Below are 24859 nucleotides of genomic sequence, written 5' to 3' on the forward strand. Positions count from 1 at the left end.
GCATTCTCGGTCATTTTCCTGCGAAAAATCAATCGAAAACGGAAAGTTTAAACAGCTTCCATCATAAATGGAGATAGCACCTCGTGTTCCAAACCAAATTTTGCCTGTTTTGTCCTCAACAATAGCGTGAACATCATGATTGGTCAGTCCATCCGAAGTTGTAAAATTTTGAAATGATTTACCATCATAGCGGCTTACTCCACCTCCCGTGCCAAGCCAAATAATGCCGGCTTTGTCTTCATAAATAGGCATAACAGAATTATTAACAAGTCCCTCTCTTGTGGTAAAATGTTGAAAGGATTTTCCATCGTAATAATAAACACCTGAGCCAGACGTACCGAACCAAAAATTTCCTTTTCTATCTTCTAAAACGGACCAAAAAGGCTTTGAGATCAGTTTACCTGTGATTTTGGTGAACGATTTTCCATCGTATCGAAAAACACCATCGCTCGCTGCAAACCAAATATTACCCTTTCTATCTTGCTTGATATCCCAAATGGTAGAAGTGAGTGTGTCTGTGGTTTCAGACTTGATACGATCTTTTGATACGTTTGTTTGGTTTTGTCCACAGGAGGTATAAAAAACAGCCATTCCCAACAAGGCATAAATGAGTGCATATTTCATTGTTTCTTCTTTTTAGTACCAATCGCTTTCAACCACAGCGGTGGGCCGCAAACCTACCCGAACAGCAGCAAACCCCATCGGATACTCCATTTGTAAGCAATCGGCAACATCGCTAAATCCTGTTGAAAAATCGAATCCCCACAGCGGTCAAGACCATACAAGACCATAAAGGCGCACATAGGGCATACGAGGGGTACTGTTGTTAAAATGCGACCGTTGACCACGAGCCGACGGGATCAGAATATATCCGTCTTCTAGCGTAAAAAGAATAATCATGCCGCAAAGCGGTGATGACGAATTGACTATTAGTCAGATCATCAGTCTACGAATTGACGAAAATCTTACGAAATATCGTAAAAGAGATACGTCACAACATGAATGCAATTTAGTGTAATTAATTGATATATAGGCAATTGTGGGTTGGTGCTATCTGGTACGGGCTTTGCCAATCTTGTGGTATAAGCAGATAACGTCAACCATGTGCACAGCCACTTTTCTTCCCCGGCCCGACGGCGGGTTTATCCTGACCCACAGCCGGGATGAGCAGACTATCCGACCCACTGCACTTTTGCCCAAAACCTATTTCCACTACGACCAGGATGCGGAATGCCGTCCACTGGTTTATCCGAAAGACCCACAAGGGGGCGGCACCTGGATTGCTACGTCGGCCTTCACGACCGTTTGCCTGCTCAACGGCGGGTTCAAAGCGCATCAGCCGATGCCTCCCTATGGCAGCGGCCAACCGAAGCACAGTCGGGGGCTAGTGCCGCTCCACGTGTTTGATTACGATACCATCGACGAATTCCTGGAACGCTACGACCCTACGGGCCTTGAACCGTTTACGCTGCTACTGGCGCAAATGACCGGAACGCTGGCCGCCGGATCGCCGGCCAGCCGCCTGATCGAAGTGCGCTGGACGGGTCGGCGGCTGTTCATCAACGACAAAGATCCTGACCGGCCTCACATCTGGTCATCGGCAACGCTGTATGCGCCCGACATTATTGAAAAGCGAGAAGGCTGGTTTCATGATTGGCTCTATCAACATCCGCAGCCAACGGTTGAGCAGATTCGTCATTTTCATCGCTATGCGGGTGATGGCGACAACTACAATGCCATTCGGATGAACCGCAATAACGGGCTGATGACGCTTAGCCTGACCAGCATCATTCACGAGGACGAAACCGTTACGATGCGGTACTACGATTTTATCCAACAGCAATCCACCGAACAACATCTAACCCAGCCTGCTTATGCAATCGCTTAACCCGTCTTTAGCCAAATCCAGCTCGTTTTGGGAATCCGTCAAACAATACGTACCTGCACTGCGGTTGAGTCACCCGTTCTGGATTCGGCTGCGGCATTGGGAATACTGGCCGTTTGAAGTCGTGTACCTGCCCATCTTTTTCTATTACCTCTGGTTGTCGCTCAAAGCCCGTTCGTTTTTCTTCTTTTCAGCCTCCAATCCGGGCATCGAAACAGGCGGCTTGTGGGGCGAATCGAAGGGGAAAATTCTGGATGCCATTGCCGATGAGTTCAAACCCAAAACGCTCTTTATTTCTACCGATATGCCCATCGACTCTATTTTGGAGCAGGTTGATGGGCAAGGGCTAACGTATCCGGTCATTGCCAAGCCAAACGTGGGCGAACGCGGCTGGCGGGTCGAAAAAATTGATCATTGGGAGCACCTGGTTAACTACGCACAGCACCGGCCCGGCGACTTTCTGATTCAGCAATACGTCGATGAACCGTTGGAACTGGGTGTGTTTTATTACCGGATGCCCGGCCAGAAGTCGGGTATGATCTCATCCATTGTTCAGAAGGAATTTTTGACCATTCGGGGCAATGGGCGTAACTGCGTTGAGGAACTGATCATGCAGAATGAACGGGCGGTGTTGCAATTGCCCGCCCTGTACGAAAAGTACGGATCACGATTTCACGAGATTCCGCCGGTCGGTGAGGTTATCACGCTGGTGCCCATCGGCAACCACAGCAAAGGCACCAAATTCCTCAACGCGAACCACCTCATTACGCCCCAACTGACCGAAGTTTTCGACCGCATTAGTCAGTCTATCGACGGGTTTTACTATGGCCGCTACGATTTGCGGTGTCGTTCGGTCACGGATTTATATGCTGGCAAGCACATCCAGATTATGGAGCTGAACGGCGCCGGAGCCGAGCCTGCTCATATTTATCACCCCGGCTTTTCCATTCGGGAAGCCTACCAGGTACTGTTTCATCACTGGCGGGTTTTGTACGACATCAGCCGCGAAAATCACCGCCGTGGGGTGCCCTACATGCGTCTGGCCGAAGCCCGTCAGCTTTGGAAACAGACGAACGCAGTAAAGAAAAATTCGACCTATTAACTTAATCTATATGGCTTACGCAACGCTCAATATGCTTTTGGAAGAAACTGATTCCTTAACGGGCCTCCATGTTCTGATTACGGCCGGCCCAACGCATGAGGCTCTTGATCCTGTGCGTTACATCAGCAACCACTCGACCGGTAAGATGGGGTACGCCCTCGCCGATGAACTAGCCCGACGCGGTGCACGGGTGACGCTCGTGAGTGGCCCAACGCATCTGACGCCCATTCATCCGGCCATCACGCTGGTGCGGGTGCAGTCGGCGGCTCAGATGTACGAAGCCTGTCAACGGTATTTCCCGACGTCGGGACTGACCATTCTGGCGGCTGCGGTGGCCGATTACACGCCCAAAATAGTGGCAGATCGAAAGATCAAGAAACGTGAAGATACGTTTACGATTGAGCTGGTCAAAACCGTGGACATTGCGGCTCGTCTGGGACAACAAAAACAGGATGGGCAGGTGTTAATCGGTTTTGCGCTGGAAACCGACAATGAACTGGCCAATGCCCTAGGCAAGCTTACCCGCAAAAACCTGGATATAATTGTGCTGAACTCACTCCGGGATAAAGGGGCCGGGTTTGCGCATGATACCAATCAGGTTACGATGCTGCATCGGTCGGGGGCGGTTCATTCGTATGCGCTCAAATCCAAACAGGCCGTTGCCCGCGACATTGTGCAGGCGGCTATGGCTTATTTGCCTGTTTTTCAGTATGTTTAACATTAACCAATTGTTGTATGAATCGATTCATGTTGTTGATGGCCTTTATTGGCCTGTGTTCGTTCGCATCGCCCCTGACTACACCCGTGGTCGACGGAGGCAAACCACCCCGTCGCGTAGAGAAGACCGAAGCCGAGTGGAAGAAAACGCTGACGCCCAGTCAGTTTGCCATTACCCGTCAGGCCGGTACTGAGCGGCCCTACACCAGCCCGCTTGTCGAGAATCATGAGCACGGCGTGTATCGTTGCGTGAGTTGTCATGAGCCCCTGTTCAGTTCCGATACCAAGTTTGAATCGGGTACGGGCTGGCCTAGCTTCTACGCACCGATCAGCAAAAATGTCCTCAAAGACATTACCGATACTAGCCACGGCATGGTCCGAACGGAAGTGCAGTGCGCGGTCTGCGATGCCCATTTAGGCCACGTTTTCAACGACGGCCCCAAGCCAACCGGCCTACGGTACTGCATGAATGGTATCGCGCTGGAATTTGTCAAAAAACCATAATCCAATAAGCGTATGTTCTCGGTAAAAACAATTCCCTGGCTCCTGGCGAGTCTGCTGACAGCCAGTATAGTATGGGCACAAACGCCCGATAAAACGCCCGCAACCTTACCCACTCTAAAACCCGGTGAGGCTGTGGCCACCTTCGCAGGTGGTTGCTTCTGGGCTCAGGAGGAAGGATTCCAACAACTCAAAGGCGTCCGGGAGGTGATCTCCGGCTATTCGGGCGGGTTCACCAAAAATCCGACTTATCCCGAAGTGGGAACCGACGAAACGGGGCATGCAGAAGCCGTACAGGTGTATTACGACCCGAACGTAATCAGCTATTCGCACTTGCTGACCGCTTTCTTCGCCGGTCATGACCCCACGACGCTTAATCGACAAGGCCCCGACGTAGGCCGTGATTACCGGTCGGTAGCTTTCTACCGAACACCCGCTGAAAAAGCGGAGATTTCAGCGGCTATCAAGGAAGTCAACGCGTCGAAGCACTACGCCGGTCCGGTGGTGACAGAAGTGGTGCCCTTCAAGGCGTTTTATCCAGCCGAAAACTACCACCAGAACTATTGTCAGTTGCACCCCAATCAGCCCTACATCCAGCACGTATCCTTGCCCAAAGTGGCCAAATTGCGGCAGGCCATGCGGGGCAAATTAAAACAGGAAGGCGGTATCTAACCCGATGGGCAGCGGTCCGCATAGAATCGCTGCCCATTCTATTTTTACTCCGTATAACCATGAGCGACACCATCAGCGACCTGAATCAAACGGACAAAATCCTGCATAGTCTGGCGCAACTGATTGCCCAGACCGCTATGCAAACCTTGCCCGCCTTACCCGACGATAGCCAGACCAATATGGCCTGGAACAACACCCAACTTCGGCTGGAAGGACGTGCCTTTCCGTTGCATGAGCAATCCGCTCAACTGGTGATTGATACGAATTCCTTTACGTTGCAGTTTATCGATGAAGAAAGCCAACTTCTGGCTGCTTTTCCGCTCGAAGGCAGAACACCCATTGATGCGGAGAACTGGTGGAAGGCACGGATGCAAGCCTGGGGTTTTTCGGTTGATAAACCTCTGAATTATAAGCTCGATTACCCGCCGGTAGCCCCGGATACCCCTTACGCATACGGGAGCGGTATGGTCGACTGGCAGCGGGGTCGAACTCTGGCGAATCAGGCCTTGGACGCATTGAACGCCTGGAGTGGCGAAATGAGTGACGTTCGCGTCTGGCCGCACCACTTCGATACGGGCGTTTATTATTCCCGGTTAGGCAACAACGGGCAGGAACGGGCAGCTATCTGGGCGGGGTATGCCATCGCGGATGCCTTGAACGACGCGCCCTATTTTTACCTATCGGGGTATAACCAGCAGCAACCGCTTGATTTTTCGGGGCCAACATCTTTCTCTAAAGGAAAATGGCGGCAAACGGCTGAATGGCAGGGCGCTTTGCTATCGATCACCGACGTGACAGATTCGGATCAGGTGCGCTCCTTCTTTGAGGAAAGTTACCAGTGGCTCAACGATCAATTGTAAACGAACAAAAAGGTAAAACAGATGAACTAGGTAGCGTTACGCTATCTTCCAGTTGCCGATTAAATCAAGCCGCTGTTAACCTTCAGCGAAGCCCAAAATCGTAGGTAGTTCGTTCGCCTTAAACACCTTTAAGATGTAACGTATAGGAGGTGATTCACATAAACTAGTTCAGTTATGATCGTTCACAAAAAGGACTTTTATCATCATTGACTGAACTTCTCATAAATCAGCTATCAAAACCGTTCAGAAAAACGTCCCGTCAACCTTAGAAATTCCAGCTAATCTCCGGCGCAAAAACTACGCTGCGAGTCAACCCATCGGGCCGAACTTCCCGCACAATGAGCGGAACTCCGCCCGTAAACCCCAGTCGCATCCGGGATGACACATTCCACCAGCCCGCCAACGTCGCGTTGAGGGTCAGCCCGTCCGAGCCGGCGATGGCGCGGGAACGCCCGGACAAGTCCGTATAAGTATCCGTACCCAGGTGATAAATGCCCAATAGTCCAGCGTTGATGGTCACTTTGTTTTTAGCGACAAGCATGTAAGCCGTTCGGGCCAGCACGTCGGCTTTGCGGGTAAACTGGTTGGAGGGCGGATACGCCAGCGCTTCCTTGCGGTTATCGGCGTCGGGCATAAAGGTGTTGGCGTTAGCCCCCGTCAGCGGCTGTTGCCAGCCCGCCGAAAACTGCCAACGCGTGCTGTTCATCGACAACCCCACTATCGCATCCACCGTACCGAGACTGCTCTGGTACTGCATCGGCAGCGGCTGACTTCCGGCCTTTAGGTTGCTGTTACTCAGGGGTAGTTTCGTGCCCAGCGTCAGGGCAGTCATCCAGGCGCTTTTGGTTGGGAATGAGTAGGTCCCCGACAGAAAAACATCGCCCAGACCGCCAGCATGGCCCAGGTCACCACTGGCGTAATTTGCCGTTAGCTTACCCTGAACAGCCCAGCGAGCCGATAGTTGACGGTCATACTGAATACCGGGCGTTAGGACCAGCACGCTTTGATCGCCCAGACCAACCGGCACCAGCAGGGTAATTTTCTGCTTGGTCTGGTCGGCAAGGGCGTGTTGTTTCAGCGCACCAATGGTGCAGAAACCAGCGTCGCTACACCCTTGTGCGGCAACTGATAGCCGGGTCGCCAGGAGTACAATGACACCCAGATAAAGTGGTTTGAAAATAGTCATGATTTTATTGGGTGTCTTTCAGTTTCGGCCAGTTCTGGTCGGCTTTTTCGATGTAGCCGGGGCGATCTGTGTTCCACTTCGTACGTACTTTCGTGTTGTAGTTTAGGTACAGCTTGCCATTGTCGATGGTCCATGCATCGGGTTGCGTGGGGGCTTTGTGACCGTCGGCGGTTCCGTATGCGCAATAGCCGCCGTATTGCGGCATGTATTTCATCAGGTCTGTTTTAAAGGCATCCAGATGTTCTTTGCTTGCAAACTGCCAGGTTGTGCCCTCATAAGCATAGGTCAGTGTTGAGTCGCCTTTCACGGCCTGCCCATCGGTGAAGTACGCGACGGGGTCATAGCCCCGGATGGCTTTTCCGTCAACACTGAACACGTTGGTATGCTGAGCAAACGAGGTTGCTACGGACAGGAAAGTAACGAATAAAGCGGATAAAATAGTCGTTTTCATTGAAGTAACAGATTGATTGTGATTGGTTTGTGTAACGTCACTTTTCAGCGAGTGATCAGAATTTGAGCTATCTGCCAAACGGCCATGCCAATAAACGCCATCCCCGTTAGTCGGTTAATCCACGAACTGCTCAGGTACCGGACAACGCGCTCCCGCTGGTAATCCGTCAGCCAGGCGACGCCCACTAACAGCGCAAACGCACCAACTGCCGTTGCCCCAGCAAACACCCACTGACTACCGGTTTGGTCGGTGGATACCAACATCCGCCCGCCTATCATGGCATGACTCAGATAAAGCCACACCGCTGACCAAAAGGGCAATAGCTGCGGGTTCACACTAGCTAGCGTAATCCCTTTCCAGAAGGGCGCACTACCTCCCGTAACCGATTGCCCCATCAAAACGGGCTTTTGTCGGAAAGCGGCCAGGCCAGCGCCCAGCAGTATCGGAATGGGCAGATACGATAGCCAGTTCGTCCAGGCGCTTTGCTGCGGCAGTAACATCAACCCACTGACGGCCAGACTGCTATAAACGATTTCGGGTAAACTTCCGCCCAGCGCGAGCCAGATACCGGCCCGTCTGTTTTGACTGAGCGTCGTCTGCACGACCGCCAGATTGACCGAACCCGGATGCACCGATCCCAGAAAACTAATGGTACTGACGATGACGAATAAGAAAAGCATGACGTCTGTGAATTACGAGTCGTTCAATGGGCCTGATACTGTACGGTCGAGTAGGCGACACCGAAATGCGCGGGCAGTTCCACGAACGGAAACGAATCCCGGATAGCAACCTGAATCAGGGCCATGTGGTGAATGGCGTGTTCGATGTTGTGGTGCAATTCCCGCGCAAATGATGATGGAATCTGTACCGATGCATCACCGCTCGTTGACAGGTCAGCTTCCAGTTGAAGGGGCTGATTCAAATCAAGCCGGTGAATGGCGCGGTCGAGCGAGTCAATGCGCTGGATGGCTTCGTCGGTGTCGGTTTCCAGACGAAGGTCGCGCTGGCGACGGTCGTAATTCAACTGGCCGGTTTGCGTACTATTCACCAGCAACTCGTAAAACTCCAGTATGTGGCGAACGTGCTTGCCAACGGTGTTCCCCGAAAGAACTGCTACCGGACGGGCATAATCGGTGTTGGTCATCTGATCGATCACCTCGACCAGTTGCAGCAAAATATCGGTATTAGCGAGCTTGAGAGACATCTTATTTAATGAGTGAAAGAGCGAAAGAATGAAAGAGTGGGGGAGTGAAAGAGCGAGGAATGTACGGCTAAAATGCCTTTTCACTCTTTCGCTCATTCATTCTTTCGCTCTTTAAGAAAGGCAACCACTGCATCCGGGTCAGCCAAAGAATGAGGGCACAGCTCAGGGCTACGACCAGCGCCAGAAAGAACAGATAACCGCCGTCGCCCAGCACGTCGATACCCAGAATGGTCAGGTGGGAGAGCACAGCTCCGGCCATGACGCCCAACCCCAAACCAGCCCCGATCCAGCTGGTGCGGGGAATCAGAATCAGGATAGACGCAATCAGTTCGACGATGCCCGAACCAATGCGGCCCCAGGGTTCAACGCCGAGTTTGGAGAAGATATAGACCGATTCGGCCTGCGCCCCAAACTTGAAATACAGCGTTTGCAGAAGGATAATGGCGGCTACGAGCCGGGCCGCCCAGAGCACATAAGTTGTTAAGGTATTCATGGTTGATGAGGGCGTTTTAGGTTATGATTGAATGAATTTCGACCAGCTTGCATCGGCTTTCTTGTGCAGATTCGGCTCGTCTTTGTTCCACTTTGTTAGCGTGTTGTTGATGAAGCTGTGATAGAACAAATAGAGCTTGCCGTCGATGATTTTGAACGTTTCGGGATCGATTTCAACTTTTTCGCCCGTTGCCCCCATCGCATAGGCGCACCAGCCACCGTACTGGGGTTCGTATTTTTCGGGATCTTTCTGAAAAGCGTCCCGGTCGGCGGGGGTAGCGAAGCGGTAGGTGGCGTTCTTGTAGGTGTAGGTGTTGGCGGCTGAGCCTTTCACGGCCTTATGTTGCGTGAAGTAGGCCACAGGATCGTAGCCCTGAATGGCTAAGCCGTTGTCAAGGTTAAACTGCTGTTTGCGAATCGACGGCGAGTCCACCGCGTCGGCGGACCGGCGGGGATTCGATTGGGCGAGAGCACTAAAGCTTAGCGCGAAGGCGACGAGAAGGAATGTGATGAGCGTTTTCATGGATTTGTCCGATTGCCGAAGCGTTGGTTTGTTTGAAGCGGGCGTCGGTTTGATGACGACCCCGTGCCAATACGATTTCCAAAACCCGTTCCAATTAGGGTAGCAATCGTCCAAAAGGGCCCTGCAAGCGTGGAAAGGCCTTTTTCACCCGTATCATTGCGTGCCAGAACGGGTGAATGTCCATGTAGCATTTACGATATTTCGGAAGAATCACGAAATAAAGAATTCACGTAGGCAATCGTCTGTACAATCACTAGCCATGCAGGTTCAATTAAGTCCAGCCATTCTGTTAGCCAATGCTATCGTCATCATCGGCTTTTTTTTCGCAGGATTGTTACTTTTTGCCCCGACCAATCGTCAGGCTAATTCGGTAGCGATGCAATAAGCCTGGCCATTGATTACGGCATCGGACTGAACGGCTCGAATGGATTCTTTTTCAACTTTGGCGAGTTTTTCTAAGGAGCTACTGATTAACCCATTGCTTCCGATATTTCGGGAATAGTTACGATATTTCGTAAGTTTGCTTGCCGTTTTATAGACTGTTTATGCCCTGAAAACCTTCCTGGCAGGCTGTAGGGCCAATGCCTGACTACCTAGGCTGATTGGCGTTAAATTTGTCAGTTGATACGTACGCTTGCTCAGGAAGGTCAAGCTGTGTTCATCGCTTCAACGCTATGTCAGTTTCTACCGATACACCTGAAAAAATATTGCGCCTGTCCCACTCCACGATTGAGCAGGCGCTGGAACCAATTCTTCTGTTCGACAGGCAAGGGCGAGTGAGTCGGGCCAATCCAATTGCGGCCCAGCAGTTGGGCTATTTGGATACTACATTGGTAGGCACTCACTTCAGTAAGCTGCACGCTGGTTACGACACCGATGCCTACGACCGTTTGTGGGAACAAGTTCGCCAGGACCAAACCCTGACGCTCGACCTACCTCAAATCCGTCGGGACGGGAGCACCCTGCTAACCGAAACGAGTTTGAATTTCGTGCGGCTCGACGGCGAAGATTATCTCTGTAGTTTCGTGCGCGACATTACCGAGCGTTCGCAACTAGATGAAACCCTGCGTCGTATTTCGGAAAATACCGCGACCGATATCGGCATTGATTTTTTCCAGTCGCTGGTGCAGCAACTGACCACCACGCTGAACGTGCAGTATGCGCTGGTGACGGAGTGCACCAACGTAGAAAAAACCCGCGTCCGAACCCTGGCATTTGGCCAGAACGACGCCCTGTTGGAAAACATCGAGTACGACCTGGCCGGTACCCCCTGCAACATCGTCATGCATGACCGCGACTTTTACGCACCCAGCGATGTATCGCAGAACTTCAGCCAGGAAGCGGGCGTGGCCTCGTATTTAGGGGTTCCGATTCACGACAAGGCCGGGGAAGTGATCGGGCACCTGGCTATCTGCGACTCCCGACCTATGACCAATCACCATAAGTACGTGGGCATTTTGCGGGTGCTGGCGGCCCGGTCGGGTGCCGAGATTGGCCGCAAAGTGGCAGAAGAAAAACTGTTGCAGATCCAGCAACACCTGGAGGAAACCGTCGAAGCCCGCACCGTTGAGCTAGCCCGCGCAAAGGAAGAAGCGGAATCGGCAAACCGCGCCAAAAGCGAATTTCTGGCCACGATGAGCCACGAACTCCGCACTCCGCTGAATGGGATTCTTGGCTATACCCAACTGTTTCGGCAGGATGAGCGACTGACCAACGGCTTACGGAAGGGCGTGGAGGTGATTCACACCTGCGCCGAAGATTTGTTATCGCTCATCAACGACGTACTGGATTTAGCTAAGATTGAGGCCCGGCGGATGGACGTTCAGGCCGAGCCCCTACACCTGCCTCAACTCCTGCAAAATCTAACGAGCCTGATGCGGGCGCGAACCGAGCAAAAGGGGCTAACCTTCGACATGCAACTAAGCGCCGACTTACCCGAATGGGTAGCGGGCGACGAACGTAAACTCCGTCAGGTGCTCCTCAACTTGCTGGGAAACGCGGTTAAATTCACCAAGACGGGCCAGGTGAGCCTGACGGTTGATCGGATTCCGGAGAGTGACACGTTTCGGTTTGTGGTGAATGATACGGGCGTAGGCATTGCGAGTGAACAGGTGATGGATATTTTCCAACCGTTCGGACAGGTCCGGGAGCCGGGCGAATTTGTCGAGGGCACCGGGCTAGGGCTGTCCATCACTGACCAGTTGGTTGAGTTAATGGGTGGGGATTTGAAAGTAGCGAGTGAACCTGGGCAGGGTACGCAGTTCCGGCTGTTGCTGCAACTGCCTGTTTTGGCGCAAACGGTAGCCGCGCCAACACTGACCATGCCGATTGCTACCGAGCCGTTACCTACCGAACAACCGCCTGTTCAAGCCCGTCAACAATTGTATCGACTTGCCGAGATGGGCGACATTGGCGGGGTGCTCTCGCTTCTGACCAAACTGGAAAACACCAATCCAGCTTACGCTTCTTTTATTGACCAGGTTCGTCAGTCTGCCGAAGCGTTCGATACCCTCAATTTGAAAAAGTACCTGAAACACAGTCTGGAAGCTCAATGAATCCTACTTACGAATCCGGGGCCGGGCGCACGATCCTGTTAGTGGATGACATGCCCAATAACATCAGCGTACTGTTCGAAACGCTGACCCGCTTTGATTATAAAGTCCTGGTCGCCCGCGACGGCAAAAGCGCCATTGAACAGGCTAAATTAGCCCAACCCGACCTGATACTGCTCGATGTGATGATGCCCGGCATGGACGGATTCGAGACCTGCCGCCGATTAAAACAGATCGACACCCTGCGCCCGATTCCGGTGTTGTTTATGACGGCCTTATCCGAAACCATCGACAAGGTGAACGGCTTCAACATGGGCGCGGTCGATTACATCACCAAACCGTTTCAGTTGCAGGAGGTCATCTCGCGCATTAACACGCACCTCGAACTCCGAAAGCTCCAGCGCGAACTGGAAGAAACCAACGCCCACCTCGAACAGCGCGTGGCCGAACGAACCGAATCACTGGCGAAAGCGCTGGCCGAAGTCGAGCAGTTAAAAAATCGCCTGCAAGCCGAAAATACGTACCTGCGCGAAGAAATCCGGCAAACCAGCAACTTCGAAGAGATCGTCAGCCAGAGCAAAGCCTTCGGTCGGGTGCTGCGGCAGGTTGAGCAGGTTGCTCCCACGAACACGACCGTGCTGATTCTGGGCGAGTCGGGAACGGGGAAGGAACTGCTGGCGCGGGCCGTGCACAACCGAAGCAATCGCAAGAACCGGCCGTTGGTGAAAATCAACTGTGCCGCCCTGCCCGCCACCCTGATCGAAAGCGAATTGTTCGGTCACGAGAAAGGTGCGTTTACGGGCGCTACGACCCAGAAAATCGGCCGGTTTGAACTGGCCGACGGCGGCACGATTTTCCTGGACGAAATCGGGGAAATGCCCATTGAACTGCAACCCAAACTCCTGCGGGTGTTGCAGGAAGGCGAGTTCGAGCGCGTAGGCGGTAGTAAAACCCTGAAGGTGACCGTGCGGGTCATTGCCGCCACCAACCGCGACCTGGAAAAAGAAGTGGTCGAAGGCCGTTTCCGCGAAGATTTATATTACCGGCTCAATGTATTCCCGATTATGAGCTTACCCCTGCGCGAACGCAAAGACGACATTCCGCTGCTGGTGCGGCATTTCTGCACCAAACACGGCCCCGGCATCGGCAAAACCATCGACACCATACCACCTGACGTAGTGGATGCCCTGACAGATTACAACTGGCCGGGCAACATCCGCGAACTGGAAAACGTCATTCAACGGGCGCTCATCCTCTCGCCCGGTCGGAAGCTGGAACTCGGCGACTGGTCGCGTCGGAGAAGTTTACCCCTGAAACCGACCGGACTGGTGACCATGGAAACCTGCGAACGCAACCACATCATCAGCGTACTGGAGCACACCCGCTGGAAAGTAAGCGGTAGGAACGGAGCCGCCAAAATCCTCGACATGATTCCCACTACGCTGGATTCACGCATGAAAAAGCTGGGCATTAGCAGGCCGTAGAATGGAAGCACGCTTAAATAAACCGCGTAGGCTACTTCGGCGCAATAACAGCCATCGTACGAAAATTGCGTATGTACCTCGCAGTTGTCTTTAAGAATATATGTACGAAATGATCCCTTATTGACGAACGAAATTTCCTGACTGACCTGTCCGGCATTGAGCAAGGGTTCGGTCCTCATCGACTCTAATAAAAGGATGCTTTTACCAAAAATGGCAGCGATTGAAACTATTTACTGGATAGACAGGTTCATTAATTATTCAGACAGACTTGTCTGTATGGTATTTGAATAGATGAACGTAAAATTGGACACACAACCTGAATTGTCGGCAGTTCGGCAGCGCATTATCAACACGGCGGCCCGGCTGTTTCATCAGCGGGGATTTAACTCAACGGGCATCAATCAGTTAATTGCGGAAGCCGGCGTAGCTAAAGCCAGTCTGTACCAGCATTTTCGCACGAAAGAAGATGTTCTGAAGGCTTATCTCGAACAGACCAGCCGAGCGTGGTTCGAGCAGGTGCAGACTATTGTCGACCAACCAATTTCGGTGAAAGAAAAGATACTGGGCCTATTTGATCTGATTCGTGATTTCTCAGTAACCGTGGATTTCCGGGGCTGCAATTTCCAGAATGCGCTGGTTGAAATTGGACCAGGCGATTCGGAAACGCACCGGTTGATTCGGGACCACAAGATGCGAATGGGGCAGGTCTTTGCCGATTTGCTGACGGATGCCCGACCCGGTCTTGCTGATGAACTGGCGCTGTTGTTTGAGGGCGCTTTATTAATGAGTCAACTTTACAATAGTCTCGAACCCATCCAAAAAGCACGAACGGTTGTGGACCAAATTTTATAATTTTTTCTACTAAAATCAGATGAACACGGATAACACGGTTGACGACGAAACCCCCTTCGTTCGCGAAGAGTGTGGCGATACAATGTGGGATGAAGATGTACTGAATCGACTCACGGAAGCCCTTACACCAGTGCAAGGAAAGCCAAACGACACGGACGAAACGTAACATGAACCGCCCGTCCGTTGGCTTTACACCCCAATGAAGGGGCTTACTACCATACAACAATGGCACGCAATTATGCATCACTGGCTTTTTCGGACGCAGCCAAAGCTTTACAGGAGCGATACGGCAGCCGGTCAACCTATGCCCGCGTCGAGGAGAAAAGTCAGTTTCATGGCCTAACCGAGACCGAAGCCGATTTTATCGCCGACCGCGACAGCTTTTATTTGGCCTCTATGGGGGAAAACGGATTCCCTTATATCCAGCACCGGGGCGGCCCGAAAGGATTTCTGGTCGTTATCGATCCCATGACGCTAGGATTCGTAGACTTCAGCGGCAATCGGCAGTACGTTTCGGCGGGTAACATCCTGACTCATCCGAAAGTCTCCTTGTTTCTGATGGATTACGCCCGTCAGGCCCGGCTGAAACTATACGCCACGGCTGAGCTTGTCGAACTCACCGACCGGCCCGACCTGCTGGCTCGTTTAGACCCCACCAACTACAAACATCGTCCCGAACGCATCATGCTCCTGCACGTGGAGGCTTTCGATTGGAATTGCCCGCAACACATCACCCCCCGCTACACCACTGATCAAATCAACGAAGCCCTCGCCCCGCAACGCGCCTACATAGCGCAGTTGGAAGCTGAATTACTCCAATTAAAGAAGGCCGTTGGGGAAGGTGAAGTTGAGTAGTTCGGGCAAAATTGACAATACGATGGGGAGTATTGCTATTTCCGGTTGGGACTGCACCAACGACCTTTGTTGTGTCAATTAAGCACATAACAAACCAACGACGATCATGTCACAATTCACCGTTCCAACCCGCGATCAAGTATCGCCCGCTACGCAAACGGCTTTCGATAGCCTGCAAAAAATGGCCGGTTTCGTACCCAATCTATTCGCCACCTTCGGACACTCCGACAATGCGCTGCCCCGCTATTTAGCCTTCCAGGGCGCTAAAACGTCGCTGTCCAACAAAGAAAAAGAAGCCGTCAATCTGGTTGTCAGCGAAGTGAATGGTTGCCGGTATTGCCAGAGTGCCCACACTGCCATCGGCAAAATGAACGGTATTTCGCAAGAAGAAACGTTGAACATCCGGGCGGGTCATAGCACCAATCCGAAACTGAATGCGCTGGTTGTTCTGGCGAAAGATATTACCGAACACAAAGGCTACGCATCGCCCCAGAACCTGGAGGCTTTCTACGCAGCCGGTTACGACAAGGGCAATTTGGTCGATCTGATCTTGCAGGTAAGCGAGAAAATTGCCGCCAATTACCTACACAACCTGACCGGCGTAGCAATCGACTGGCCCCTGGCTGCCAAGCTCGAAGAAACGGCTGCGTAGTTTAGATCATTTAGCTTTGCGGTCATTGGTCATTGGAAGCGTCAGCCGTTCCCAATGACCAATGACTATTTCCCAATAACTAATTTATGCTCGCCATCTACCACGAACCCACGACCGACGGAACCATCCGGCTCGTTGAGCACGAAGCGGGCTTTTACCGCCAGTTTTTCGATGAGACGATTCGGGCTAATCAGGTGCAGACGGGCCGTCAGCAGCGTTTATTGACCGTCGCCTGGAATACCGGAACCGACCAGACCGTTACCATCGACGGGCTGGAGTACGTATTTCCGACCCAGACGGTGCTGCCTCTGGTCGTCAACCAGACGTTCCGTTTTGAGCGGGCCGACACCGTGGTTGCCTGGCAGTTCGACCGCGAGTTTTATTGCATCATCGACCACGACAAAGAAGTTTCCTGCTCCGGTTTGCTCTTTTATGGTCGGCCTGACCCCTTGTTTCTTCGCCTGTCCGCCGAAGATCAGGTAAAGCTGATGGCCTTGCTGGTTGTATTCAAAGACGAATTCGCTACCCGCGATACGATTCAGGGTGAAATGCTTAGGATGCTGCTCAAACGCCTGATTATTACCCTAACCCGGCTGACGAAAGCTCAGTACGTAGAACAAACCATGCCCACTTCGGGGCTGGAACTTACCCGACAATACCGGATGCTGGTTGAGCAAAATTACCGCCAGCAGCACCAGGTCAGTTTTTACGCTGATAAACTGGCCAAATCGCCCAAGACGCTGACCAACGTATTTGCCCTGCATGAGCGGGAAAGCCCGCTGCAAATCATCCACGAACGCATCGCGCTGGAAGCCCGGCGGCTGCTATCATTCACCGACAAATCGGCCAAAGAGATTAGCTACGAACTGGGCTTCGAGGACGTGTCGAATTTCAGTCGGTTTTTCAAAAAACAGGTGGGCGTGCCGCCTTTCGAGTTTAAGGAACAACTACAACGGATGAGGAACGTAGAGGAAGCTAACTAAGTCCGGATTGTACCAGAGTTGGCTGTCTGATCTCTACCAGTGGTAGTGATATAGCCATTACGCTATTCTTTTAGCCAGGCCGAAAGAGTGGTTTTGCCTGAAGTGTGCACACGAATAGAAAGGTGGCTATCGAGCCATAGGTCAACGCGATTAGGCCAGCGGCCTGAATAACCTGAATCGTTGCCATAGGTTTGGGTTTTGAACTTTCTCTTACTGTTTCACCAGCTTCAGCGTCTTTTTCTTGTCGCCGGCCACAAGCGTCATGATATACACACCTGCGGATAAGTTCAAGTTAGGTAATATAAAGGCAGCTAGGCCCGGCGACGTATACCGGTTTTGCCAGATCACCCGACCTGCTGTAGTAAACAACGTTGCATCCAGCGGCACATTAGCCTCAATCTCACCCCATTGAACGCCTAACGATTGGACATCGCTAAATGGATTAGGATAAACTAGCAATTGTCCGAACGAATCGGCCAGAATTGACGCCCGTTCGAAATTGGGAATTCCGTATCCTAATTGGTCATCTGGCGCGCCAAACTGACTCCCTGACCGACGTAAGGCTTCTGTTACCTGGGCAGCTGTCAGTCGAGGATGGGCTTGCCAGAAGCCCGTTGCCAGACCCGCCAGCAATGGAGTTGCATACGATGTTCCGTTACCTGTGGCAATCTGCCCATTTGGTAGGCCAATTACAGTACCCTGACCTCGGGCCGCTAAATCAGGTTTTACCCGGCCATCGGCCGAGGGACCGAATGAGCTAAAGGAAGCCCGCGTACCTGCTTGTGTAACAGCAGCGACGGCAAGCACCGATACGGCATCGGATGGAGCCGAAATATAGTGCCAGGCATTGCTCCCCTCATTACCCGCAGCTACCACAACCACCATACCCGTTTGGGTCGCAATTTGGGCCGCGCGACTACAAAGCGTCGTTTTGCCATCCATATTCTGATAGGTATAGCTCGTGGTTGGATCGTCGAACTGAGTATATCCGAGCGACGAACTGATCACATCGACACCAGCGCTATCGGCGTATTCGGCACCGAAAAGCCAGTTTGCCTCTTCAATCTGTTTTTCGCTGCTCGCGTCTTCAGTTCGGAGCAGAATAAACGAAGCTTTGTAAGCTGTTCCGTAAAGCTGATTATCTACCGTGGCCGCAATCGTTGATAGACAGGATAAGCCATGCGAATCGTCTTCATACACACTGGTTTCTTTTTTGACAAAATCGTAGGTAGCGAGCACTCGTTTTTCATCGAACACGGGCTTCAGAAAAGCAACGTTATTCGCGTTCAGAAAACCCGCATCCAGCAGGCCAATGAGCATGCCTTCGCCATGGTAACCCTGCTCGTGCATTTTATCGGCCCCTAATTGGGCCACCTGACTTTGTGAAGTACCATAATTGAGGGGTGTCTCGACGGTGCCAAACTTGCTGAAGCTGTCTGATGGGTAGGATACCGTTGGCTGGACTTCTGTAGTACCCACGCGGGCATTGGCCAACGATCGATTAAACTCCAGCCCGGTTACGAAGGGTAATTTCTGGATGGCTGCAATGGTTGCATCAGTAGCCTCGACCAATACCGCATTCATCCAACGAGACGGAAACCAGATTTTTGCTCCAGCCTGCTGAAGTTGCGTGATGTAAGTTGGATTGACGGGGAGATCACGCTCTAGTATGGGAATGTTCTGTTTTTGCCGACGTAGAATAGACCGTTGAGATAAAAACTGCCCGGGTTTGCTAATGCTGTAGGGCGAATTAACCTTGTCGCGCAATAGCACTAAATATTTACGCGTTTGCCCAAAACTGTTGAATTGGGAGAGCATTAACAGAAGGATTACCCAGGCAATTTTATTGGGTGCCGTAGTTCCGAATGCGATATATTTGTTGAGTACCATAATCGATCTGGTTGTGCCCTATGCAGGCTGAGGAGGCTGTGCAAAATTGTAAATTAATTCGCTCTCTATAAATCAAGCCAATTTGCCGGGCATATACTGCCACGTATTTTGTTTGCGCAATGAGCGTTGAATCATTCTGACCTAAAACGGTAACCGTTTGTTCAAATTGTTTAGTCTGTACGCGGTAAAACTGATCTACGTTGCGTGCCGTATAGGGAGATGGCCCCAGCGAATTAAGCCGGTTACTATCCCAGCTTAGTTGATTGCTGACTGGCAAAAGGAGTTGAACAAAATCCCTACCGTTTTCAGTCCGGATAAATTCATTATTGACCAGGCGGGTCGACCAGACCGAATCAGCCTGCCAGGGTTGGGTTTCAGAAGTACGCCGAAAGCGGTTCAAACGATAAGCTATTTGTCCGGTAACGTCGGTGTATGGTTGGCCTATAACTTCTTTGAGTTGGTAGTTTACCTGACTGCGCGCACTTGTGAGCGAGTACCGATTCTCCTGTACATCGTAAATGACATAACGACCCGTTTCGAGGAAGGCATAATCCTGAGCTGACGTATCCGGTTCGGTCGATGCCGATTGGCAGCCGAAAAGCTGACATGAACCTAAGAAGACAGTTAGAAATAAAAGCCGAAAACTCATAAGTCAACAGAAAATGAATTTCCGAAGATAACGAGCCTGAAGATAGTGAGCAATAAATGGATGGTACTCAAAAAATCCGGCTCCAGGCGAAGCGGATAATTAGCAAGAGAGCAATGAAGCCGACGACAATGTAAGTGAAAGGAACGTAGGTAATGGCGTAGATGCGGGTGCGATCAATGAACCACAAAATACCCATGACAGCGGCTATCAGCGTCAGAAAACTCGATAATTTCCCGAATCCAGGGATGTAATTAAAGGGGATTTTACGGCGTATCAGGAACAAGGTCCCAATCATCGTCAGAATAGGCAGCACCTGCAAGGCAAGGTTCATGTCCCAAATGCTCTGCCGCTCAAACAGAAAGAGATAAATATTGAGCGTAACGGCAAAAATGCCAGGAATACAAGCCAGGTAAACCAGCGTAGAATAGACATACTTCCACTTTATTATCTCCTCCGCCGTTTCGCCTGACCACAGATTCACTAAAAAGGCCGCCGTTGGGACAGACGCTAAAAGTAGAAACAGGAAAGCAGGCTGGCCGGAAATGGTGGCAAATACGTCGCGGAGGGTCATGATGGGGGAATGATTGACTGATAGAATGCCTGAATGATTGAATAAAGCATGCGTAAGCTATTCAATCATTCAGGCATTCTATCAGTCAATCATTATTTAAGCGTCAACAAATAACCAATGGTAAAGTTAGCGTCCCAGTCGAATACAAACTGATTGCAACCGGTAGCGTCGGCAATCGATTTATAGATGTTCAGGCCTGCCTTTGATTTGGCGTTTTCGAGTTTATAGGCTGAGGGAGCATCGAGAACCGTATAACGCTCTTTCCCTTTTCGTACACTTTTGGCTAGCTCAAACGGAACACCACCGATAATAAAACAGGTTTTCCGGTGATCGCTGGGTACTTGTTGAGCTTTAGCTTTTACATCAGCAGCTACTGTTTCGTCGCTGGTTCCATTGCCATAATATTTGGCTCCGTAGGTCTCCAGGGCTTTGGTGAAACTACCTTCTTTCCATGAAATCTTGGTATTCCCCGAGCCAATATCAGCTACAAACGAATTGTCGTAATATTCGACTGGTAACACAGCACGCAAGGCCAGTGAACCTTCCTGCTCTGGTGTAACCGTGTTAACGACGTAGTTCAGCGTTTTCAGGGCTTTGATGATTTTCTGGGTGCTTTCTACTTTAACAGCCCCTGAGCTAACCACAAACTGAATGTTGCGACCACCTACGCCAAAGTCAAGCATCTTGCCGATGTAGGATTTAAGACCTGCCCGGATGTCTTCGTCGCTGGCCATGTTTTCCTGAACGAGACTATTGCCAAACTCGGCTTTTTCGAGTTTCCAGCGTTTCTGATCATCAATCCGAACAATGAACGAGTTGAAACCACTGGCACCCATTTCGACCACACCTTTAAGAACGCCGTTTTGAGGTTCTGGCGCTGTGTACGTAAACGCGGGACCTGGCTGACTACTGCTTGCTTCATCCGATGAGCCAGACGACGATGCGGTCGACTCTTCGACAGACTTCTCAGCCGTTTTGTCGTCGGCGCGGGGCAGTGTCTGCGATTCAGTATATTCTTTGTCTTTAGGCTGGAGTTTTTTCAGGGCTTCGTTGCCACCGAAGTAACGGAATGCGAAGAAAATACCTGCCAGAATTAAGGCCGTGATAAGCAGCCGACCGGCTACAGTTAAACGTTGCATAGGAATGTTAATTTTGAATGGTTGAATGATAGAATGAGTGAATGAAGGTAGAGATCGTGAACTTTATTCACTCATTCTATCATTCACTCATTCAAAACTAGTCGAGCAAATTCTTATACCCAGCGTCTTTTTGCGGAGCGGGTCCCAGGTTGAGCGGTTGCGCAGGAGCATCCAGTTGGACGATCTTGAACTCGCCTTTGTTGTAGGCCTCAAGCAGCGCTTCCCCTTTATCAGACAGGATACCGTTCTGAATATCCACCCCATTGATAAAGTCCATCGACAGGTCCATCGCGCGTTTCATTTCGCCGAGTTTCATGCTCATATCGTCTTGAATATACTCCATCGACTGGTCGAAGTAGAACTTCTTGTCAGGATCGCCTTTGAAGATGCTTACGGCCGTTTTAAGAGCATTTGAGCTGTCTTTAACGATTTGATATTCAGTTTCTTTTAAGCGAACCTTGATTTCGGTTTCCTTGATAATGTAATCGGCGCTCTGGTTCACTTTTTCCATGAAAGCGAGCACGTTTTTCATATTTCGCTGGAGCGGCAGCAGTTTTTCGTTCATTTCCTGCAAGCCTGCCCCTTCGATGGTGGCTAACTGTGCAGCTTCCCGCATACCGGGCTTGTCGCTCATTGAATTGGCCTTGTTGGCTTCAGCAAACTTTTGCTTGATCGTGTCGTTGTTCTCGGTGATTTTCTTGTTCAGTTTCACCAGTTGACCGGCCAGAATATTAATCTGCCCCTGCATTTTTTCGCGCTTCTCCCGCAAATCCTGAATATAGATTTTCATGATAGCGATGGGGTTCAGCTGGATAACGGTTCCCGTAATACTTCGCATCAATGATTTAAACAGGAAGAAGACAGCGGTACGAACGTCTTTGCTGGTAAACAGGAAAATCAATACCCCTAATGCACCCAGCAGAAGAGCCAGTTCGAGGACGTTCGAGGTGGCCCGGATCAGGAACTCCAGAATCCGGTTGAAGTAAACCAGGCCCAAACCAGCCACACCGGCCAGCGTAATCATACCCAGAATACCTTCGGGGCGACTCCAGAACGAACGCTTTTCGGGTTCTGAACCACCGCCAAGTTGAGAAAAATCAGGTGTTGCCATGTAAGGATTTACGATTTTTGATTTACGATTTGTGACAGTACGGGCAATTCCGTTGCGAGTTGCGAATTAAGGATTTTATTACTCGGTGGTAAATCGTAATCCGTAATTCGTACCTCGTAAATCATTTTAGATATTGACCGATTTTAGCAATGTCGTCTTTGATTTGATCCGTAAAATGCACGAACGTCGTTTCGTAGTTCTGCTTATTCTGCGTGATCTTGGCACTTTGCTCACTAATGTCGCCACCAATGGCCGCTAGTCGGCTTGTGTTGGCATCGATCTGCTTTTGAATCTCAGCCAACTGTTTTGTCAGCGATTCGTTCTCGGTTTGCAGTCGTTTCTGTTCGTTCTGTAATCCGCCCACTCGCTCAGCTAAAGCAGCCTCGACACTTTTGCCAAAGGCGTCCCGATCTTTGTTCAGCGCTGCAATATACTGATGCGCTGTATTGGTCAACGTGGCCATGTCCGTACTGCCACCGAGCGCTTTGAAGCTCGCCCAGGCAGCCTGATATTGCTTATCTTCAGGTAATCCCAGGTTCATCAGACTCCGCAGCGTTTCGCGAAACTCGAAATAATCGGGACCGGGCGGGTTGTTCTGAGCCAGCACGGTTGCAAAATGTTCCGCAAACTTTGAATCGACCGAACCGGCAGGTGACGCTGGTGCTGTGGGCGTCGGCGTTGCGGCAGATGGCGTACTCGCTGGACGAGGAGCAGTCGATGCTGGCGCAGGTGATGTTCCGGTTGCGACACCGGGGTCTTCTTCTTTGACGAAGAAACTCAGGATTTTACGTCCAATCGATTTATCTGGTTCTGGCATAGTTGTGTATCAGTTGCGGGGCTACCCGTGCGTGAAATACTGAACAATGTTACGAGGTTCGGTCCAATCCCACAATATCAGATTTGGCCGAACGGTTGCGGGACTTGACAACGTGTTGCAGGGCGGGCCGAATGTAAAATTGTTTCAGGTTGATTGTTTAAAGTTTCAGGTTCCAGGTTCAATGTTTCAGGTTCCCTAATAACATTAGCAAGAAACTTGGAACCTGAAACATTGAACTTGGAACAACTAATCCTCCTTCAACTTCCCCTCCATCGCGTCCCGAAATTTCTCCACTTTCGTTTTTGATACAAGCTGAAGGTATAAGTTGTTATACAGATTGTGTTGGTAGTAGTCCTGATGATACACTTCGGCAGGGTAAAATGCCTTAAATGGTTCGACTTGGGTAACAACCGGGGCTTTGTGATGACCGGATGCATTTTCGCGACGGATAGCGGCTTCAATGCGCGCTTTTTCGTCGGGAGTTCGATAAAAAATGGCGGAACGATAATGCTTGCCAATGTCAGGCCCTTGTCGATTTAGTTGGGTGGCATCATGTCCGGCAAAGAAGGCATCGAGCAACACATCGTAGGAAAGCACCTTCGGATCATAATAGATTTGTACGGTTTCGGCATGACCGGTCTGGTCGGTACCGACTTGTTCATAAGTTGGATACGCCAAATCACCACCTGCATAACCCGAAATGGCGACCCGGACTCCTTTCAATGACTTCATTTCTTCCTGAACGGCCCAGAAACACCCACCCGCTACAGTTGCAACGGCTTCGCCAGGACGTACGGTTGGCAGTTTCGCCGGGTTGATGTCGATGACAGTGCTGTTTTTTTGAGCGGGCTGTTGGTTACAGCTTGTCAGCAGGCTTGCAGAAAGAAACAATAGTGTAAGGGAAATAAGCAGCTTCATGAATTGGATTCTATACGTCAATAACACAAAACGACCTATTTGGTTGTCAATCTTCTCATTGCGCCCTCGTTTGTATCTTTGCCTACCGACTGACTACTATCGACTACTGACTTTCGACTTATGTCGCTCACAACTTTAGGACTTGAACTACCAACCGACCCGCGCTGGGTCAATATTGCCGAAATGAATATTGGCGAAATTCTGATCGATCATGCCTGGTGCGAGCAAAAGGCCGCTTCGTCGTGCATCTCGCTCATTGTCATGTACACCGAAAAAGTAAAACTGGTGGAAGTCCTGACGCCCATTGTCACCGAAGAATGGGGACATTTTCAGCGCGTGCTTAAAGAACTGGCTAAACGAAATATCCCGCTTGGTCGGCAGCGAAAAGACGAGTATGTCAATCAGCTTCGCTCCCGAATTCTCCGAACCAGTGGCGATCAGCAGGGACAGATGCTGGATAATCTGCTGATCAACGCTCTGGTTGAAGCCCGAAGCTGCGAGCGCTTCAAACTCCTTTCCGAGAGTATCTCTGACGAAAGCTTACGGAAATTCTACCGCGAATTAATGATTTCTGAAGCAGGTCACTACCGCACCTTCATCGAACTCGCCGAAACCTACTTACCCGCCGACCGTGTTTGGGCGAGATGGAAGGAATTTCTGGCTATCGAAGCCGATATCATGGCCAATCTGGACGTGCGGAGTGATCGAATGCATTAGGATTTCTTTCGACAGGATTTACAAGATTTACAGGATTAGAAATCAGGAAAACATCCTGTTAATCCTGTCGAAAAAA

Annotated in this window: 29 protein-coding genes; 15 read left to right on the forward strand and 14 right to left on the reverse strand. The window is 50.9% G+C overall.

Translation table 11 applies throughout. From position 1 onward, the window contains the following. The coding region (locus tag ACYVGR_RS06255; RefSeq protein WP_460954669.1) for a ligand-binding sensor domain-containing protein at positions 1–624 on the reverse strand (624 nt) is incomplete at its 3' end. A 478-nt stretch (positions 625–1102) separates the two neighbouring features. Here ACYVGR_RS06255 and ACYVGR_RS06260 point away from each other — a divergent pair. The 6 genes from ACYVGR_RS06260 to ACYVGR_RS06285 are packed head-to-tail and all read left to right on the forward strand — an operon-like array spanning position 1103 to position 5737. Next, positions 1103–1888, forward strand: a complete 786-nt coding sequence (locus ACYVGR_RS06260; protein WP_460954671.1) for an NRDE family protein — start codon at positions 1103–1105, stop codon at positions 1886–1888. Continuing rightward, positions 1875–2987, forward strand: a complete 1113-nt coding sequence (locus ACYVGR_RS06265) for a hypothetical protein (protein WP_460954673.1) — start codon at positions 1875–1877, stop codon at positions 2985–2987. Before ACYVGR_RS06260 ends, ACYVGR_RS06265 begins: the two co-directional genes overlap by 14 nt. A 10-nt stretch (positions 2988–2997) precedes the next feature. Beyond that, positions 2998–3705, forward strand: a complete 708-nt coding sequence (locus ACYVGR_RS06270; protein ID WP_460954675.1) for a phosphopantothenoylcysteine decarboxylase domain-containing protein — start codon at positions 2998–3000, stop codon at positions 3703–3705. Positions 3706–3722: 17 nt separating this feature from the next. Next, the gene (gene msrB, locus ACYVGR_RS06275; RefSeq protein ID WP_460954677.1) at positions 3723–4208 is read left to right on the forward strand and encodes a peptide-methionine (R)-S-oxide reductase MsrB; all 486 of its coding nucleotides are present in this window, start codon (positions 3723–3725) and stop codon (positions 4206–4208) included. 12 nt (positions 4209–4220) lie between these two features. Beyond that, on the forward strand, positions 4221–4877 hold the full coding sequence (msrA, locus tag ACYVGR_RS06280; protein ID WP_460954679.1) for a peptide-methionine (S)-S-oxide reductase MsrA: 657 nt from the start codon (positions 4221–4223) through the stop codon (positions 4875–4877). A 59-nt stretch (positions 4878–4936) separates the two neighbouring features. Then, complete coding sequence (locus tag ACYVGR_RS06285; RefSeq protein WP_460954681.1) at positions 4937–5737, forward strand: hypothetical protein; 801 nt, start codon at positions 4937–4939, stop codon at positions 5735–5737. 265 nt (positions 5738–6002) lie between these two features. Here the strand turns inward: ACYVGR_RS06285 and ACYVGR_RS06290 are convergent, their stop codons facing one another. From ACYVGR_RS06290 to ACYVGR_RS06315, 6 genes are all read right to left on the reverse strand, one after another. Then, positions 6003–6923: a hypothetical protein gene (locus ACYVGR_RS06290; protein ID WP_460954683.1), complete on the reverse strand. Its 921-nt coding sequence runs from the start codon at positions 6921–6923 to the stop codon at positions 6003–6005. A gap of 4 nt (positions 6924–6927) precedes the next feature. Beyond that, positions 6928–7374: a YHS domain-containing (seleno)protein gene (locus ACYVGR_RS06295; RefSeq protein WP_460954685.1), complete on the reverse strand. Its 447-nt coding sequence runs from the start codon at positions 7372–7374 to the stop codon at positions 6928–6930. A gap of 44 nt (positions 7375–7418) precedes the next feature. Continuing rightward, positions 7419–8054 (reverse strand): LysE family translocator, encoded by a 636-nt coding sequence (locus ACYVGR_RS06300; RefSeq protein ID WP_460954687.1) that lies wholly within the window; start codon positions 8052–8054, stop codon positions 7419–7421. A 23-nt stretch (positions 8055–8077) separates the two neighbouring features. Further along, on the reverse strand, positions 8078–8578 hold the full coding sequence (locus ACYVGR_RS06305) for a DinB family protein (RefSeq protein WP_460954689.1): 501 nt from the start codon (positions 8576–8578) through the stop codon (positions 8078–8080). Positions 8579–8645: 67 nt separating this feature from the next. Then, a complete protein-coding gene (locus ACYVGR_RS06310) occupies positions 8646–9071 on the reverse strand; it encodes a DoxX family protein (RefSeq protein ID WP_460954691.1) in 426 nt (141 codons plus the stop codon). Positions 9072–9092: 21 nt separating this feature from the next. Beyond that, a complete protein-coding gene (locus ACYVGR_RS06315) occupies positions 9093–9593 on the reverse strand; it encodes a YHS domain-containing (seleno)protein (RefSeq protein WP_460954693.1) in 501 nt (166 codons plus the stop codon). Positions 9594–9852: 259 nt separating this feature from the next. Here ACYVGR_RS06315 and ACYVGR_RS06320 point away from each other — a divergent pair, with 259 nt between their 5' ends. From ACYVGR_RS06320 to ACYVGR_RS06355, 8 genes are all read left to right on the forward strand, one after another. Continuing rightward, positions 9853–9978: a hypothetical protein gene (locus tag ACYVGR_RS06320; protein ID WP_460954695.1), complete on the forward strand. Its 126-nt coding sequence runs from the start codon at positions 9853–9855 to the stop codon at positions 9976–9978. Positions 9979–10267: 289 nt separating this feature from the next. Beyond that, the gene (locus ACYVGR_RS06325; protein WP_460954697.1) at positions 10268–12148 is read left to right on the forward strand and encodes an ATP-binding protein; all 1881 of its coding nucleotides are present in this window, start codon (positions 10268–10270) and stop codon (positions 12146–12148) included. Beyond that, complete coding sequence (locus ACYVGR_RS06330) at positions 12145–13629, forward strand: sigma-54-dependent transcriptional regulator (protein ID WP_460954699.1); 1485 nt, start codon at positions 12145–12147, stop codon at positions 13627–13629. The genes ACYVGR_RS06325 and ACYVGR_RS06330 overlap by 4 nt, the downstream gene beginning before the upstream one ends. A gap of 291 nt (positions 13630–13920) precedes the next feature. Then, positions 13921–14481: a TetR/AcrR family transcriptional regulator gene (locus tag ACYVGR_RS06335; RefSeq protein ID WP_460954701.1), complete on the forward strand. Its 561-nt coding sequence runs from the start codon at positions 13921–13923 to the stop codon at positions 14479–14481. Between the two features lie 19 nt (positions 14482–14500). Further along, positions 14501–14647 carry a hypothetical protein gene (locus ACYVGR_RS06340; RefSeq protein ID WP_460954703.1) on the forward strand — a complete coding sequence of 49 codons (147 nt, stop codon included), beginning with the start codon at positions 14501–14503 and terminating at the stop codon, positions 14645–14647. Positions 14648–14706: 59 nt separating this feature from the next. Further along, positions 14707–15336, forward strand: a complete 630-nt coding sequence (locus tag ACYVGR_RS06345) for a pyridoxamine 5'-phosphate oxidase family protein (RefSeq protein WP_460954705.1) — start codon at positions 14707–14709, stop codon at positions 15334–15336. Between the two features lie 106 nt (positions 15337–15442). Then, positions 15443–15988: a carboxymuconolactone decarboxylase family protein gene (locus ACYVGR_RS06350; RefSeq protein WP_460954707.1), complete on the forward strand. Its 546-nt coding sequence runs from the start codon at positions 15443–15445 to the stop codon at positions 15986–15988. A gap of 86 nt (positions 15989–16074) precedes the next feature. Next, a complete protein-coding gene (locus tag ACYVGR_RS06355; RefSeq protein WP_460954709.1) occupies positions 16075–16971 on the forward strand; it encodes a helix-turn-helix domain-containing protein in 897 nt (298 codons plus the stop codon). A 210-nt stretch (positions 16972–17181) separates the two neighbouring features. On the opposite strand, the gene ACYVGR_RS06360 is transcribed toward ACYVGR_RS06355, so the two are convergent. The 7 genes from ACYVGR_RS06360 to msrA (ACYVGR_RS06390) form a co-directional block, all read right to left on the reverse strand. Further along, positions 17182–18861: a S8 family peptidase gene (locus tag ACYVGR_RS06360; RefSeq protein ID WP_460954711.1), complete on the reverse strand. Its 1680-nt coding sequence runs from the start codon at positions 18859–18861 to the stop codon at positions 17182–17184. Further along, positions 18815–19510: a hypothetical protein gene (locus ACYVGR_RS06365; protein WP_460954713.1), complete on the reverse strand. Its 696-nt coding sequence runs from the start codon at positions 19508–19510 to the stop codon at positions 18815–18817. The genes ACYVGR_RS06360 and ACYVGR_RS06365 overlap by 47 nt, the downstream gene beginning before the upstream one ends. A gap of 67 nt (positions 19511–19577) precedes the next feature. Next, complete coding sequence (locus tag ACYVGR_RS06370; protein WP_460954715.1) at positions 19578–20081, reverse strand: hypothetical protein; 504 nt, start codon at positions 20079–20081, stop codon at positions 19578–19580. 92 nt (positions 20082–20173) lie between these two features. Then, the gene (locus ACYVGR_RS06375; protein ID WP_460954717.1) at positions 20174–21220 is read right to left on the reverse strand and encodes a hypothetical protein; all 1047 of its coding nucleotides are present in this window, start codon (positions 21218–21220) and stop codon (positions 20174–20176) included. Between the two features lie 97 nt (positions 21221–21317). Next, entirely contained in the window at positions 21318–22331 is a 1014-nt protein-coding gene (locus ACYVGR_RS06380; protein WP_460954719.1) for a hypothetical protein, read from the reverse strand. 121 nt (positions 22332–22452) lie between these two features. Beyond that, positions 22453–23148, reverse strand: a complete 696-nt coding sequence (locus ACYVGR_RS06385) for a hypothetical protein (protein ID WP_460954721.1) — start codon at positions 23146–23148, stop codon at positions 22453–22455. 246 nt (positions 23149–23394) lie between these two features. Beyond that, a complete protein-coding gene (gene msrA / locus ACYVGR_RS06390) occupies positions 23395–24066 on the reverse strand; it encodes a peptide-methionine (S)-S-oxide reductase MsrA (RefSeq protein ID WP_460954723.1) in 672 nt (223 codons plus the stop codon). Positions 24067–24186: 120 nt separating this feature from the next. Between msrA (ACYVGR_RS06390) and ACYVGR_RS06395 the strand changes: the two genes are divergently transcribed. Then, positions 24187–24783, forward strand: coding sequence for a MiaE family protein (locus ACYVGR_RS06395; protein ID WP_460954725.1), 597 nt, complete (start codon positions 24187–24189; stop codon positions 24781–24783). The last annotated feature ends 76 nt before the right edge of the window (positions 24784–24859 follow it).

Source organism: Spirosoma litoris, assembly GCF_054776755.1.